General features: G+C 75.5%; 13 protein-coding genes and 1 riboswitch. Of the genes, 4 read left to right on the top strand and 9 right to left on the bottom strand.

The window, feature by feature from the left end:
• Positions 1-69 precede the first annotated feature (69 nt).
• Positions 70-489: a (2Fe-2S) ferredoxin domain-containing protein gene (locus ABT171_RS06910; protein ID WP_351240611.1), complete on the bottom strand. Its 420-nt coding sequence runs from the start codon at positions 487-489 to the stop codon at positions 70-72.
• Between the two features lie 56 nt (positions 490-545).
• Positions 546-662, bottom strand: a riboswitch (cobalamin riboswitch).
• Between the two features lie 108 nt (positions 663-770).
• Positions 771-1418 (bottom strand): methyltransferase family protein, encoded by a 648-nt coding sequence (locus tag ABT171_RS06905; protein WP_351240609.1) that lies wholly within the window; start codon positions 1416-1418, stop codon positions 771-773.
• A gap of 218 nt (positions 1419-1636) precedes the next feature.
• Between ABT171_RS06905 and ABT171_RS06900 the strand changes: the two genes are divergently transcribed.
• From ABT171_RS06900 to ABT171_RS06885, 4 genes are all read left to right on the top strand, one after another.
• Complete coding sequence (locus ABT171_RS06900; protein ID WP_351240607.1) at positions 1637-2479, top strand: hypothetical protein; 843 nt, start codon at positions 1637-1639, stop codon at positions 2477-2479.
• A 164-nt stretch (positions 2480-2643) separates the two neighbouring features.
• Entirely contained in the window at positions 2644-3801 is a 1158-nt protein-coding gene (locus ABT171_RS06895) for a hypothetical protein (protein WP_351240605.1), read from the top strand.
• Positions 3802-3897: 96 nt separating this feature from the next.
• Positions 3898-4905 carry a radical SAM protein gene (locus ABT171_RS06890; RefSeq protein WP_351240603.1) on the top strand — a complete coding sequence of 336 codons (1008 nt, stop codon included), beginning with the start codon at positions 3898-3900 and terminating at the stop codon, positions 4903-4905.
• Positions 4906-4909: 4 nt separating this feature from the next.
• Positions 4910-5119 (top strand): radical SAM-modified peptide, FtsH ternary system-associated, encoded by a 210-nt coding sequence (locus tag ABT171_RS06885; RefSeq protein ID WP_351240601.1) that lies wholly within the window; start codon positions 4910-4912, stop codon positions 5117-5119.
• 19 nt (positions 5120-5138) lie between these two features.
• Here ABT171_RS06885 and ABT171_RS06880 read toward each other — a convergent pair whose 3' ends face one another.
• Genes ABT171_RS06880 through ABT171_RS06850 form a run of 7 tightly spaced genes read right to left on the bottom strand, consistent with a single transcriptional unit; the run spans position 5139 to position 14954 of the window.
• Positions 5139-8306 (bottom strand): WD40 repeat domain-containing protein, encoded by a 3168-nt coding sequence (locus ABT171_RS06880; RefSeq protein WP_351240599.1) that lies wholly within the window; start codon positions 8304-8306, stop codon positions 5139-5141.
• The gene (locus tag ABT171_RS06875) at positions 8303-9958 is read right to left on the bottom strand and encodes a DUF8588 domain-containing protein (RefSeq protein WP_351240597.1); all 1656 of its coding nucleotides are present in this window, start codon (positions 9956-9958) and stop codon (positions 8303-8305) included. Before ABT171_RS06875 ends, ABT171_RS06880 begins: the two co-directional genes overlap by 4 nt.
• A gap of 45 nt (positions 9959-10003) precedes the next feature.
• Positions 10004-10699: a hypothetical protein gene (locus ABT171_RS06870; protein WP_351240595.1), complete on the bottom strand. Its 696-nt coding sequence runs from the start codon at positions 10697-10699 to the stop codon at positions 10004-10006.
• On the bottom strand, positions 10696-10965 hold the full coding sequence (locus tag ABT171_RS06865; RefSeq protein WP_351240593.1) for a hypothetical protein: 270 nt from the start codon (positions 10963-10965) through the stop codon (positions 10696-10698). The genes ABT171_RS06870 and ABT171_RS06865 overlap by 4 nt, the downstream gene beginning before the upstream one ends.
• A gap of 3 nt (positions 10966-10968) precedes the next feature.
• A complete protein-coding gene (locus ABT171_RS06860) occupies positions 10969-11763 on the bottom strand; it encodes a hypothetical protein (RefSeq protein WP_351240591.1) in 795 nt (264 codons plus the stop codon).
• A 29-nt stretch (positions 11764-11792) separates the two neighbouring features.
• Entirely contained in the window at positions 11793-13001 is a 1209-nt protein-coding gene (locus tag ABT171_RS06855) for an AAA family ATPase (RefSeq protein ID WP_351240589.1), read from the bottom strand.
• A 39-nt stretch (positions 13002-13040) separates the two neighbouring features.
• On the bottom strand, positions 13041-14954 hold the full coding sequence (locus tag ABT171_RS06850; protein ID WP_351240587.1) for an ATP-binding protein: 1914 nt from the start codon (positions 14952-14954) through the stop codon (positions 13041-13043).
• Positions 14955-15036: the final 82 nt, after the last annotated feature.

The following is a 15036-nucleotide window of genomic DNA, read 5'->3' as shown; positions in this document are numbered from 1 at the left end:
CCGTGGGGGCGCCTCAGCTGGGCGGGGGGGGGGCTCGCGGGGGCCGGCGCGGTCGGGCCCCGGGGGGGGCTACGCCCGGGGCCGGGGGGACGCCCCGCGGCGCCGTGGTGGGGTGAAGGCGTACAGGCCGAGGATGTCCGGCTGGGGAGCGACGCCCGGGCCTCCCGCCCGCACCCAGGTCACGATGTCCTCGGTCGCGTCCGGATCGTTGACGAGTCCGAGCCAGACCGGCCGCGCGCCGGCGGCCCGGCCCGCGGTGGACGGCTGTACGACGATCACGTTGGCCTGGTCGCAGACGTCGAGGCAGTCGGAGATGCGCACCGGCACCTCCGCCCGCAGCCGTGCGGTCTGCGCGGCGTGATCGACCCCCGTGACCTTGGGACTGCCGCAGCAGCAGTCCCGGCACACGACGACCCGGCACGGCGTCGCGGCGCTTCCCGCCACAGTGCCACCGGACGCCTCTTCCGCCGGCTTCTCCGGCACGCCCATGTCACTCCCCTCCCGGGGAGATCCGCCCCGGTGTGCGTCGAGGGGGCGACCGCGTGAGTCTCTGGCTCCCGGGTCGCCCGCCCGGCCCTCCCGCCCCGGGCGGGGCGGGGGCCTGCCGGAGCTCGCTCACCGGTCACAGTGGCGGGACCGCGCCGGATTCACACCGGCTTCCTCGGACCGCCGTCGCCCTATGTCGCCGGTCATCATGCCATCACCGGCCGGAGCGCCGCGTGTACGGTCACCACCCGCGCCCTCCGGGAGGCGCCGGGGCGACGACCGGGCTACCGCTGCGCGCTGCCCGCGGGGCGCCGGCCGGGCCGGCGGGCCGCAGGGCGTATGTGCGGGATCAGGGCCGGGACTTGGGCGCGGTAGGCGTCGTAGGCGGCGCCGAACCGCCGGGCCATCAGGCCGTCCTCGACCCGGGCCCGGCGCAGCAGCCAGGGCACCGCGACCACCAGGAACGCCACCCAGACACCGAAGCCGCAAGCCAGCATGCCACCCACCACCAGGCCGAGCAGCCCGGTGTAGATGGGGTGGCGGACCAGCCGGTAGGGCCCCTCCGTCCGTAGCTCGTGGTGCTCCCGGACCGTCGGCACACTGGCCCACATCGTGCCCAGTACCCAGCGGGCCCACAGCAGCAGGGCGGTCGAGGCGACGGCGAGCAGGGCACCCAGGAGCGCCGGCGCGGGCTGCCAGTACCGCAGATGACGCCAGAAGCCTTCGGAGTGCCCGGCCAGGGTGAAGAACACCAGGACGCCCGCGGTCAGCAGCAGCCGGCGCGGCAGCGTGCGGCGCAGTCCGCGCACCCAGCCGCGCAGTCCGGACCGGCTCCGCACGCCGAAGTAGACAGCGCCCACGACCCAGGCCGCGACGAAGACGAGGACGCAGATGTCGATGGTCAGGACGACTGCCGAGTGAAGAGAACCCATGCCTCAAGACTGCTCCGCGTACCCGGCCGGTCACCACCACCCACGGGTCGATGGAGTGGCCCCCGCCCGTCTCCGCCATCCTCCACCCTTCTCCCTCCGCGGATGGAGAAACCGGAGCCAAGGCCCCTACGGGTCAGGGCAGTTCGGGCGTGTCCCGGGTGTGGCGCTGCTAGCCTGCGCGCAGGTGCTGGGGCGGGACAGGGGAGGAGCTGAACGCCGTGGTCCATGCGTTCGCCGTGTACCGGGACGCCATGCGCGAGGCGTGGGGAGACTGGTGGCTGGCCTGGCCCCTGCTGCAGAAGGTCACCGTGGGGGACGTCCTGCGGGACGCGCGGGGCTCCGTCCGCGCGGCCGGGACACTGGCCGACCACAGGATCGCCTTCGACGTGACGGCACCCGAGGCCCGCGGTGCCTTCCTGCACGACGCCGGCGGCGGGATCGACGTCCGCTTCAAGGCGTCCGGCGCCACTGATCCGCTCTTCACGGCCCTCGTCGACGCGGACGCCGGAGTGCTGCTGCGGTTCGCCCGGCAGCGGGCCGCGCTGGTGGCCTACCGGGGCCTTGCCGGGAGCGGCCTGACGGACACCCGGGCCCTGGCCCGGGCGCTCGTCCGCCGCCACTGGGAGGGCCGGTGGGAGGCCGGGCTGCTCGCCGTGACCGAGGTGGTCCGGGCCGATGCGGCTGCCGTGCTGGTGGCCGCCGAGGCGGGGGCCTCGGCCGAGCTGCGCCTGGCCACGTCCGCCGGCGCCGGGCCGTTGCAGCTGCTCGACCTGGCGGGCTCGGCGCGGCTCGCCGGCAGCAGGCACCTGGGCTTCCAGTGGATCGGCGAGGCCCTCACGCCGCTCTTCCGGGTCGTACGGCTGCGCCGCACCTGGCTCGGCGGGGTGCGCGAGGAGTACGGGCCCGTGCAGCCCGGACGCGGCCTCGACGCCGAGCCGGTACCGCCCCTGCTGCTGGAGCAGGCCGCCGACGACCCGGCGGCCGTGCTCGAAGCCCCGCCCCAGCTCGTCGAAGAGACCGAGCCCGGGACCGGGACCGAGCCGACCCGGGGCGCGCCCTGAGCGGCCCGGCCCCGCTCTCCGTCCGGCGCGCCGCCGCGCGGCTGCACGCCGTCGCCGGGCTGGAGGAGGAGCTGCGCCAGTGGCAGGGCGCGAGCCGCGCCGGCGGCCCGCTGGAGAAGCACCACAGCCAGCTGGAGGCGGTCCTCGCGCTGCTGGGGGTGGGCGTGGCCGACGTACGGGCCCGGCTCGCGGACGGACGCGCCGGCGAAGTGCCCGGCCGGGTACTGGACCTGCACCATGTGTGGGACTACTACCGCACCCGGTTCCTGCTGCGCCGCGTCCGTGACTACCGCCGGGTCCTGGACGTCGCCGACGAGGTGGCGTGGGAGTGCTACGGCCCGGTCCTCGGGCTCGCCGGTGCCCGCCCCAAGGAGCCGCCGCTGGTCGGCTTCAGCCGGGCGGCCGCGCCCCGCGCGCACCGCCGGGGCAGCGCCTACCAGGATCTGCTGCCCCGCGGCGGCATCCACACCCGTGAGGGCCGTGCGGCCGCCGCACGACTGCCGTTCCCGGTCATCGACGTGCCCTGGTCCTTCGGCTCCCATCTGCCCGCCCTGCTGACGGTGGCGCACGAGGCCGCGCACCACCTCGACGACGACTGCGGCCTCGGCGACGAGATCCGCCGGCGGGTCGCGACGGCCGGTCTGCCTCCCGAGCGTGCCGTCCCCTGGGTGCGGTGGTCCGGCGAGGCGTTCGCCGATGTGTGCGCCGCCGTGCTGTGCGGGCCCGCCTACGCCGCCGTACTCGCCGAACTGCTCGACGCCGGGGACGACGTGGACGAGCGGGACTTCGACGGCCCGCATCCACCGCCCGGGGCCCGGCTGCGGCTGGCCGGTGCCGCGGCCCGGCTGGCCGGGCACCCGGGCGCGCCGGACGACACCGACGTCGGCGGCACCGGTGACATCGACGGCATCGGCGACGAGGCCCGCGCCGTGGCCGGGGCACTGGTACGCGGCGGCTGGCCAGGGCTGGACGGTCTGTCAATCACCGATCTGCTCGCGGCCGGACGTCCGCCCGGCCGTGCGGACGTGCCCGAGGGCGCGCGGCGGCTGCTGGCGGGCGGCCCGTCCCGGTGCTCCTCGGCGTCCGGGGTGCTGGCCGCGGCCTCGCTCGCCTTCCAGCACGACCCGGCGGCGTACGACCGGCTGGGCGTCGGCGAGCTGGCCGTGGCCGAGGTGCTGCGTCTGCGGTCCGCCGGCACGAGGGCGGCACCGGCCGCGGACCCGTCGGCGGCCGACCGCCGCCGCGCGCACGCCGAGGCGGGCCGCGCGGTGCTGGCCGCGCTGGACGCCGGGCCGGGTCCGGGCCGAGCGGATTTCCGGTGAGCGCCTGCCGCGCCTGCCGGGAAGGGAACATCCCTGGCGCTTCCGGGAGTTACTCTGGCAACCGCGCACCGACCGGACGGGGGACGGTACATGGGCATGCAGTGGACGCCGGCGGTCCTCCACCGGCCGCGGCAGGGACGGGTGCAGTGCGTGCTGTGTCCCTTCCGCTGTTCGCTGAAGGACGGTGAGACGGGACTGTGCGGGGTGCGCCGCCGGTCCGGGGACCGGCTGGAGACCGCGACGTTCGCGTCGTCGGTGAGGCACTGGGACACCGTCGAGCGCAAACCGCTGTACCACTACCGGCCGGGCGCCCCCTGTCTGACCCTGGCCGCGCCCGGCTGCACCTTCGCGTGCGACTACTGCATCAACCACCGCATGTCCCAGTACGGCCGGGTGGACTCCGTCCGCTGGGACGCCGAGCCGGTGGACCCGGCGGGGGTGACCGGCGAGGCCGCACAGCGCTCGGGGTGCGTCGCGATCTCCTACACCGAGCCCTCGCTGGCCATCGAACTCACCGCCGCGCTCGCCGAGTCGGGCCGTCCGCTCGGTGTGGACGTGGTCTGGAAGAGCAACGGCTTCCTCACCGCGGAGGCCGTCGACCTCGCCGCCCGCCATGTCGCCGCCGTGAACGTCGACGTGAAGACCCTCGACGAACGCGACCACCGTGAACTGACCGGCGCCCGGCCCGGTCCCGTGCTCGACGCGCTCACCGGGCTGCGGGAACGCGGTGTGTGGGTGGAGGTGTCGACCCCGCTGATCCCCGGCCTCACCGCCGGTCCCGGCACGCTGCGCCCGATCGCCCGGGCGCTGGCCGCGCTGGACCCCGCGATCCCCTGGCATCTCGTCCGGGCCACCCCCGCCCACCGCCGCACCGGCCACGCGCCCACGCCGGTGGCCGACCTGGAGGCCGGGGTGCGGATCGGGCACGAGGCGGGGCTGCGGCACGTGTACGTGGAGCGGGCCCTGGGCGCCGACGGGCGGGCCACCCGGTGCCCGCGGTGCCGTACCACCGTGGTGGCACGGGACATCTGGGCCCTGGGCGAGAACGTTCTCGAAGACGGCAGGTGCCCCCGGTGCGGCACCGGAGTGGAAGGACGATGGTGACACCATGGCCGAATACCGGATGGTCGAGCACATCCCCGACCTGATCCAGCCCGAGGAGTACGAGCAGCATCCCGAGGGGCGCCTGGTGCGGATCAGCATCCGCGTCGACGGCGGGGGCGTCCAGGTGCTCGGCGACGCCTTCCGGCCCGAGGTACTGGAGCAGCTGCTGCAGACGCTCGGACCGGACGCGATCGAGCAGATGCTCTGCGGCTGAGCGCACGCAGAGGCCTGTCTCACTCGTCCGACAGCAGCGCCGTCAGGGCGGCCCGCAGTTCCTCCGGTGACGGCTCCGGCGGCAGTACCTGGCGGTGCCGGGCCGGCTCCCGCCAGGGGATGCGCGGGTAGTGCACGCGCAGTTCGCGCAGTCCCGGTCGCGGTGCGGGCCGCAGGTAGGGATGGGACAGCAGGACCATCCGGGGCGGCCCGGACATGTCGGCGGTGAGCCGGGCGGCCACCACCTCGGCCTCCCGGAACGCCATGGGCGCGTCACCCGCCGTCAGCGGGCCGGCGGCCCACACATGGACCAGGTCCTCCGGCCCCTGCAGGACCCGCGACCGCCACGGCTCGCCGAGCGGCACCAGGGCGCACGGCCGCCCCAGCCTGAGCACGGTGGCGGCCATCAGATGGGCCGCGAGCCGCAGCACGGATCCGACCTTGCCGTGGGTTGCGGGTGTGTCGTCCAGCACCAGGACCAGGCCGTGCGGATCGCGCGGCAGCCGGCCGCTGCTGGTGCGGTACAGCAGCTCGTCCCGGGCGTGGCGGGCCCTCAGCAGCTCGGTGGGCAGGGCGAGTTGGGTGGGCAGCAGCCGGTTGGCGGGGCCGTGCCGGGCCAGCCCGGAGCGGCCGGTGCCGCCCGCGCCGCCCATGGCGAGTCCGGTGTCACCGTCCAGCAGCCTCAGGCCCAGCAGGGCGCGCTGTGCGGGGCCGGGCGGGGTGAGGGAGAGCGGCAGCCGGCGCATCCGGGCCGGCAGGGTGGGGTCGGCGGCCACCGCGTCGGGGCCGAGGATGCGCAGCAGCGCGACCAGCCGGTCGTCCACGGTGCCCAGCGCCGCGGTCAGCTCGGTGAGCGTGGGGGCGGATCTGCGGGCGGGGATGGAGGAGCCGGTCAGCGCCCGGCCCAGGGCCTGGGCGAGATCGGCCGGGGTGACCTCGGGCGGGGCCAGGTACGCCGGGTCGGCGGGCAGGTCCGCGACCAGCAGCAGCGCCAGTCCCGCCAACGCGGGTCCCGGCCAGCCCAGTTCGCGCAGCGCGTGCAGACCGCGGTGGTCGGCCAGGGTGCGCAGCCGGGGCGGGGTGGTGCCGTGCAGCAGCGCCAGTACGTCCGCGAGCAGGTCCAGCGGCACCCCGAACCCGTGGACGGCCGCGAGCACGGCGAGCCGTACCAGTTCCTCCTGGCCGCTCGGCGGGACCGGGGCGGCGGCGGTGCGCGGGCCGCCGGTGAACAGCTCCCACAGCACGGCGGCACCGGAGTTGTAGGTGGCCGCGAGCTGGTCGCCGACCGGGGACCAGCGCAGCGTCCACAGATGCCCGCCGACCCCGTCCGGCGGAACGAGCACCCGGATCCGGCGCGCCTCCTGCGCGTCCCAGACCTCGGCCACGGAGTCCTGGTCGGCGGAGGCGAACGCCAGCAGCCGGGAGTCGGCGCACCAGGACAGCGCCGGGGCCCAGTCCCGGCCGCCGGCCTCGCCGAACGTCTGCCGCCGCTGCCAGGTGCCGGTGTCCCAGACCACGACCGGGCCGCCGGCGCTGCCCGGCGTGGCGGCCAGCCGGCTGCCGTCCGGTGACCAAGCCACATGGCACACCGTGGCCTGCGGGTCGGGCCAGTCCAGCACTCGCACCCGGCGGCACCGGCCGGTGGAGGCGGTGCTCCAGACGATCACCCGGCCGCGGGTGCCGGCCGCGAGCAGCCGGCCGTCCGGGGACCAGGCGGGCCGGCGCACCCCGTCCGCCACGGGCAGCCGCTGCGGGCCGCCGCCGTCCTGGGCCAGGTCGTGCACCAGCAACTGGCGGGGGGCGGCGCCGGGTTCGGGTGCCGCCCAGCGCAGCGGGCGCACCGGATCGGCGGTGACCGCCTGTCCTGCCGCGCGTTCGGCGAGCACTCCGCCGTCGCCCGGGTCCACCAGCCGGTTGACGCCCTGCTCGTAATGGGATGCCAGGACCAGCACCGGGCGGTCGCCGGCCAGGCAGGCGGCGTCGTACCAACCGTGCGGGAAGCTGCGCACCGGCGCCTCGCCGTGCGGGCGGGTCGCGTCGGCGGCGTACTCAAGGATGCGGCCCGGCCCGGACTCGCACCAGTGCCGGGCGCCGTCGGGCGACCACACGAGGGCGGGGGCGACACAGCCCAGCCCGGCCTCCGGCAGGCGCAGCGCGCGCAGCACGCCCGGTGGCCGTTCCCCGGTGCGGGTGTGCACCTTGCCGACGGTGACGCCCATCGCGTTGGCCCAGCGGCGCAGGGCGGCCGGGTCGCGGCGCCGGTGCGGGCGCGGCACCGCGCCGGACGGCTCCCACACCGCGATGGTGTCCGCGTCGAGCCGGGCGGCGAACAGTCCGCTCGCGGACAGGCTCAGGTCGCCGGGGCCGGTGACCCGGCCGGGCAGCTGTCCGAGGAGGTCGAGGCGCGGGCCGAGGACGCGCAGCCCGTCCAGTGCGGAACCGGCGATCAGCAGGGAGCCGTCGTGGCCGAACGTCAGCGCGTTCATGCGGTACGGCACGAACTCGCGGTGCAGTTCCCGGCCGGAGCCCGGGTCCAGGAGCCGTAGCCCCGCGTAGTCCTCGACGGCGATCGCCCGCCCCTCCGGGGAGCACGCCACGCGGCGCAGGCCCTCGAAGAGCCCGCCGAGCGTGCCCGTCATGGTGCCGCCGTGCGGTTCCCACAGCTGTGCGGACGTCGCCGTGGCGACGCACAGGGTGTCCTGCCGGCCCGGGATCCAGCTCACCTCCACCACCGGGTCGACTCCGCGCAGCCGGGTCACGGTCCCTTCGGCGCGGTACAGCAGCAGGACGTCGCCGGTGCGCAGGCCCGCCGCGAGCAGCCGGGCGTCGGGGGACAGGGCCAGGGCGGTGATCTCGCCCTCGGTGTGGAGCTGTGGGGGCAGTTCCACGGGCTCTCCGGTGTCGGCGTCGAGGAGGACCAGCCGGCCCGCGCCGAGCAGGAACAGGCGGTCGCCGTCGGGGGTCCACACCGCCGCGTCGGTGCCGGGCCGCGGGTCCGCGCCGGGCGGTGGACCGGGCCAGGGCAGCCGCCACACCACGCGGCCCTCGTCGTCGTAGCGCACCACCGTGTCGCCGTGCACCACGGCCAGTCCGGTGCCGTCCGGTGACAGGCACAGGGCGCGGGCGTCGGCCGCCGGCACGGTGAGGATGTGCTGGGCGCTCCAGGCGCCGGCCGGCGGTGTGCTCACAGGCCCTCGCCCAGCTCGGCCGCGGCCCGCTCGTACATCTGGGCGGCGCGCTGGAAGTGGCCCGCCCGCTCCAGCAGTTCGGCGGCCTCGCGGTACTCGCCGCGCAGGGAGTGTTCCATGGCGACCTGGTTCAGCCGCCGTCGTTCGGCCTCCGGGGTGTGCGTCGCGGCCGGTGCGGCGGCCTCCGGTTCGGGCATCACCGTGGCCAGCCGGTCCAGCAGCTCCCGCGCGGGCTCGGACAGTCCGGTGGCGAAGGCGGGCGGCGCGGGCATCCACAGCTGCCAGGCGGGTCGTACGTCGGCCAGGCGCAGCCGCCAGGCGCCGTCGCGGCACAGCACCGTGATGACGTCCGGGCTCAGGCCGAGGACCTCGTCGCGTGCGGTGTCCGGCAGCGGCGGGTTGAGGACGCAGCCGCTCTCCAGGTAGAGGGCGCCGGGACCGGCCTGGTGGACGGGTACGCCGAAGGGCAGGGCCTGGCACAGTCCGGGCGGCTCGGTCACCAGGTGGCGGCCGGGTCCGAAGGCGACGACGGCGGTCTCGTGCAGCGGCCGGGTGCGCAGGAAGCGGCGCAGCGCGTCGAGTTCGCCGTCCGCGACCAGCACGGCGTCGACGCGGTGCGGGGCCCGTGCGCTGGCCACCAGGCGGACCGGCAGCGGCGGCCCCAGGGCGGGCACGGGCACCGGGATGCGGACGGGGGCGGAGGCGGCGAGCGCCGGGCGTGCGTCGAGGAGTTCGCCCGCGGCGGCCTCGCCGAGCGGCCGCCACTGCCAGGGTGGTCCGGCCACGGCGCGTTCCACGACGAGGTGCCCCGCGGGCGGGACCTCCTCCAGCAGTGCGGCGTCGTCCAGCGGAAGGCGCAGCCGCACGTCGACCAGCAGCCGGCAGTCCGGGTCGGCCGCCCGGCAGGCCACGGTTCCCGGCAGCCTGCCGCAGGCCTCGACCAGTCCGGCGGGTACGGCGCCGTCCGCGGCGCTCAGCCGCAGCAGCAGCCAGCCCGCGTCCCGGCCGTCCGGGCCGAGCCGCTCGACGGGGGTGAAGGTGGTCGCCACGCCCGTGGCCAGGCAGCGGCGCAGCAGCCAGCGGCCCAGCGCGCCCGGTGCGAGGACGGCGACCTCCTTGAGGCCGGGCGGCGGGCCGGCCACCGGGCTGTGGGCGGCGAGTTCGGCGAGGGACACCGGCTCCCAGGCGGCGACGGCGGACAGCTCGCCGATGGCCCGCGGGACGTGTGCGGCCGGCCGGTCGGGCCACAGCAGGCCGTCGGTGTCGGCCTCGCAGACCACGCCGCCGTACCCGGCCGCCAGGGGCAGGCCCGGCTGCTGTCCGGGGGTGAGCAGCGCCCACACGGACGGGTCGTACGGCGATCTGCGCAGGCCCGGCGGGCCCAGTTCCGCCGTCGCCGCGACATGCCCGAGGGCGGCGCGGGGGGACGGGAAGCGGACCACGGCCGACCAGCCGGCCGGCTCGCCCCGCTCCCCCGGGTCGGGTGCCGGGGGTTCGCCGGGCGGCACGGGCGGTGTGTCCTGGCCGTGCGGGGGCTTGGGGATCACGGTGATGGACCGTGAGCGGTCGGCCGGCGCGGGCACGGGCGGCGTGGGCTGCTGGGCGGGAAACAAGGGGAACGGCCGCTTCTTGCGCCGCCAAAGAGTACTCATGGATCCCCCGATGTATGGATCTGCGGATGCTGGGCCGGAAGGGCCCTAGGGTCCTTCGGAAGGGCCCTGGTCCGTCCCCGGGTCCGGCGGCGCGGGTCCGGTGGGCACGCCGGTGGTGTCGCCGAGGGTGCGGGCGGCCCACTGCTGCCAGCGGTCGGCGCAGCCGCTGACGCCGGCCCGGTAGGAGGCGGCGAAGACCAGGGCGCCGAGGTCCGGGCGGCGGATGTGGTCCGCCGCGGTGACCGCCCACGCCTCGGCCTCGGCCCGCTCCCGGGCCGGGGTGAGCGTGCCGATGCGCTCCGGCACGGCCGCCAGGGTGCGCAGCAGGGCCTCGCGCTCGCCGTAGGCCAGGGCCGCGGCCAGCTGCCGGCCCAGCCGGCGCCGCAGCCGCTCGCCGGCCGTCCGCGGCTGCGCGGCGGCGAACAGGTGCTCGGCCGTGGCGTACGACCGGGTGCGGGTGACCAGGGTCCAGCCGGCGCTCAGCAGGTCGCCGCCCTGTTCGAAGCACTCGGCGGCCGCCTCGAACCGTCGCGCGGACAGCAGGCATGCGGCGGCCCGGCCCGGCCGGCGGGCGCGCCGCCAGAGGCCGGCGGCGCGCTCCGGGTCGCCGGCCTGCTCCCACAGCTCGGCCGCCTTCAGCGGATGGCCGGCCTCCTCGTGGCAGCGGGCGGCCTCGGCGTAGTCGCCCGCCTGCTCGTAGCAGCGGGCGGCGTACGCGAGGAGGTCGGGCGATCTGGTCATTCCCGGGCGCGCCTCGGTTCGCGGTGCTGTTCGCCGTCGGCCGGATCGGTCTGCGCGGGCAGGTGCAGGGGCTGCGGCTCACGTTCCTGGTCGCGTACCTCTTCCGGCACGGGGCTGCGGTCCAGCACCCGGCCGATCGCGTGGGCGATGTCCTCGTGGGTGGCGTCGTGGTCCTCGGTCCGGGTGGCACGGCCGATGTCGTCCACCTGGAACAGCTCGACCTCGCCGGTCTCGGCGTTGAACCGGAAGTCGACCCTGACCCGCATCGCTCAGGCCTCCATCTCGAACTGGATGTTGAGCGTGCCGCCCGTCTCGTCGACCTGGATGTCCTGCACGCCGTGCTCGCGCGCGTACGCCACGATGGCGTCGCGGTAGGCCACGGCCAGCACCTCGTGCACCGGGCGCAGAAAGCCGGTACGGGTGTCGCGCAGCCGGGCCTCGGCGTCCCGTTCGAGTTCCCCGCGGCGCCGCTCCGCCTCGGCGGCGGCCCGGCGTTCGGCCTCCGCACGGGCCTCGGCGTCGATCTCGTCGCGCTGCCCGGCCAGTCTGCGCTGCCCGGCGAGCCGCTCCCGTTCCTCCTGGCGGGCGGCCTGCTCCGCGGCCTCGCGGTCGGCGCGTTCCTGGGCCTGGGCGCGGGCGGTGCGCTCGGCCAGCGACTTGCTCAGGCCCGCCCAGCTGTCGTCGAAGTACCGTTCGGAGTGCTCGGCGGTGGCGCTCACGTCCACCGTGCCCTGCAGGGTGCGGGTCACCTCGGCCTCGGCGGTCACGATGTCGCTGAGCCGGGCGGTCATCTCGATCTCTCCGGTGTCGAGGTGGTAGACGACCGTGCCGCCGTCCATGTCGAGCCGGTAGGCGCCGTCCTGCCAGGTCCACCGGGTGTCGGCGCCGAGCGCGTCCTCGAACGCGCGGCGTGCCGGGGCGCCGAGCAGGGTGCCGAACTCCTCCCGCAGCGTGGCCTCGCCGGCCGCCTCGGCGCTGGCCCGGCCGGTACGGCGCAGTTCTTCCTGCCAGATGCGGGTGAGCCGGCTGGAGGCCCGGATGCGGACCCGTCGGGGATTGCACATGCTGGGTACCCCTTCGTGTGTTCCCGCCCTCACTCGAACTGGTCGAGCAAGGCGTTCACTTCGGCAATGATACGAGACAGCTCTGCCTCGGTCTGGGTGTTCACGGGCGGATGCTCCCTCAACTCCCGTGACAAGTCGGCGAGTTTGTGGAGGCCTTCGACGACGCTCCACTCGCTGGGCCGCCGTCCGGCGGTCAGCGGTGCGCCGATCTCCCGGGCGTCGAGCAGGATCTCGTGGTCGGGGCGGCGCCGGCCGGCCGGCTCCCCGCCGTGCTTCTCCACCACGGCCTGGACGGCCTCCTCCACCGTGGTGCGGTCGGCCGGGTCGGTCCAGATGTGGGCCAGCGGCCACAGGTCCACGGGTTCGGCCGTGCGCGACTCGCGCAGCAGCGCGGCCCCGGCGACGAGTTTCAGGCTCCGCACCAGCCGCCGGTCCGAGAGCCGCACCCCCTGGATCAGCAACTGCCGTACCAGTTCCCGGTGTTCGCCGAGGACCGGGTCCAGGTCGACGTCCCTCAGCCGCAGGGTGAGCCGGCCCAGGCGTTCGACGGTCACCGTGCCCGAGGTGCGGTGGCCGTCGAACGGCTGGGCGGTGGTGTCCGTACTCCGCGCCTGTTCGGCTGCCTGGACGGCGGCGGTGAACCGGCGGGTCTCGTGCTCCCAGCCCACCTGGAGCAGCCGTTCGAGGTCGGTGCCGCCCACCGGCTCCACCTCCAGCCGGATCAGGAACCGGTCCGAGAACGCGGTCAGGCCGGGGTCGTCGGGTATCTCGTTGGTGGCGCCCAGCAGGCTGATCAGCGGGGCGTTCTCGGCTCGGGCGCCGTTGTGGTAGCGGCGTTCGTTGAGCAGGGTGAGCAGGGTGTTGAGGATGGCGCTGCTGCCCTGGAACACCTCGTCCAGGAAGACGAGTTCGGCGGTCGGCAGCATGCCCTCGGTGCGCACCTGGTAGGCGCCCTGGCGGAACTGCTCGAAGTCCAGCGCGCCGAAGATCTCCGACGGTTCGGTGAACCGGGTGAGCAGATAGCTGAAGCGGCGGGCCTCGATGTGCCGGGCCAGGGCCGAGATCAGCTCGCTCTTGGCGGTGCCGGTGGGCCCGAGCAGCAGTGCGTGTTCCCGGCAGACCACGGCGAGCTGCAGCAGCCGCACCGCGCGGTCCCGGCCGACGAACTCGCCGTCGAGCCGCCGCCGTACGTACTCCAGGTCCCTGATGGTGTCGACGGTGTCCTGGCCCCAGCTCACCGTGCCTCCTTCCTCGTGTCCCTCGTGACCGCCACGGTGTCAGCGCCTGCCCGAGCGGCGCTGCTCGCGCCGCTTGCGCTGCAGCCGGCCCACGATCTGGCCCAGTTGTTCGGGGGTGGGCGGCACCGGCGGATCCTGGAAGTGGGCGGCGACGAAGGCGTCCCGGAAGACCGAGTGGATGTCGTCGCCGTTGCGTCCGCGCAGTGCCGAGGCGATCAGCTCGTCCACGCCGCCGCCGACGTCGATGCCGAACTTCGCCGCGTGCAGGTTGATCATCTTCAGCCGTGCCTCGTCGTTGGGCAGGTCGATGGCGATGGACTCGAAGCGGCTGGGCCGCAGCAGGGCCTCGTCGATCAGGTTGAGCCGGTTGGTGGTGCCGATCACCAGGGTGGGCACCTCCGGCCGGAAGCCGTCCATCTCGGTGAGGATCTGGGCGACCACGGCGTTGCCCGCGCGGGTGCCGCCGTCGGAGTGCTCCGAGCGGCGGGAGGCGATGGAGTCGAACTCGTCGAAGACCACGACCGAGGGGGCGTTGCGGCGCGCCTCGGCGAAGATCTCCCGGACGTTGCGCTCGCTCTCGCCGACGTAGGTGCCCATGACCTCGGGGCCGGACACCACGAGGATGGTGGCGTTCATCCGGTTGGCGATCGCCTTGGCGAACAGGGTCTTACCGGTGCCCGGCGGACCGTGGAAGATGAAGCCGCGCGGGATCAGCTTGGTGCGCAGGTGGTCGTGTTCGGGGGGCAGCCGGTGGTGGCCCATCACGATGTCGATGGCCCGCTGGATGTGGGCCTTGACCTCGTCGTAGCCGGCGATGTCGTCGAAACCGACGTCCGGTACCTCGAAGTTGCTGGACATCTGGGCCTTGAACGCCCGGATCGTGGCGTACAGGTCGCGGGCGACCGGCGCCGGGTGGTCCTTGTGGACGCTCATGGCGTAGCGCATGGCCTGGCGCAGCAGGACGGGGTTCATGCCGGCGACGTGCTTGTAGAACTCGACGGGGTCGTACCGGTCGAACCGCCCGGCCTCGCCGACCGTGACCAGGGCCCGGCCCAGCGGCTGCTCCTCCTGGTCGTCGCGGAACCAGACGGTGCGCGGGACGCCGGTGATCGTGACGCGGGTGCTGAACCGCTCGGCCAGCACCTCGGGCACGGACAGCGAGGGCGCGGCGAAGGCGAGCATCACCCGCTCGGGCGCCCCGTGCAGCAGCTCGGTCACCTCCCGTGCCTCCGGCGAGAGCTGTCCGTCGGAGCCGCCGGCGAGCAGGTCGAGGTGCTGGACGACGAGCACGGTGTCGTCGTTGAGCGCGCGCACCAGCTCGCGCAGCCGGGCCAGCAGGCGCTGGCGCGGGTTCTGCTGCACCGGGGGGATGAGCTGCTCGCCGGGCGGCTGCTGCTCCTGCGGGTCGCCGTCGTCGCCTTCGGGCGGCTCCTCCAGTACCTCGGCCCGCAGTCCGGCCCGGGAGGCCATCTCCCGCCACAGGTGCGGCACCACCGGTTTCTCGGCCACGACCAGCACGGACAGCCGTGCCCGCAGCAACGAGGCGACCTGGGCGATGTCGCGGCCGTAGGCGAGGACGGTGGCCTGGTCCTCGTGGAGTTCCCCGGGCTGGGGGTGCCGGTACACCGGTTCCTCGGGTGCGGCCTGTTCGCGGGGCGGTTCGGTGCTGCCGCCCGGGTCGGGCCGCTTGGTCAGGTCGGGCGGCGGCGCGGTCGGCGAGTACGCCGGCGCGTAGAGCGGGGTGCCGTGCGGCAGCTCCGACTGGAGCAGCAGTTCCGGTGAGACGGTCTCCCAGCTCAGCACGTCCCAGCCCGGCGGGAGCGGCAGGAGCAGCAGGTACGGTCCGGAGGCCAGGGCCTGTTCGACGGTGATGTGCGGCGGCTGCCGGCGCAGCGCCGCCAGGGACGCCTCGTCCGGGGCGACGACGGTAATGCGGCGCACGGTCGTGGTCATACGGAACTCCCCCCACTCGCTTCCAGCCGCTCCACCTGCCGGAACAGGCGTACGCCCGGCACACGCACGGAGCCGGCGCCGG

Origin of the sequence: Streptomyces sp. NPDC001851, assembly GCF_040297165.1 — a bacterium.
Classification (GTDB): Bacteria; Actinomycetota; Actinomycetes; order Streptomycetales; family Streptomycetaceae; genus Streptomyces.
This window is presented reverse-complemented; position numbering and strand designations above follow the sequence as displayed.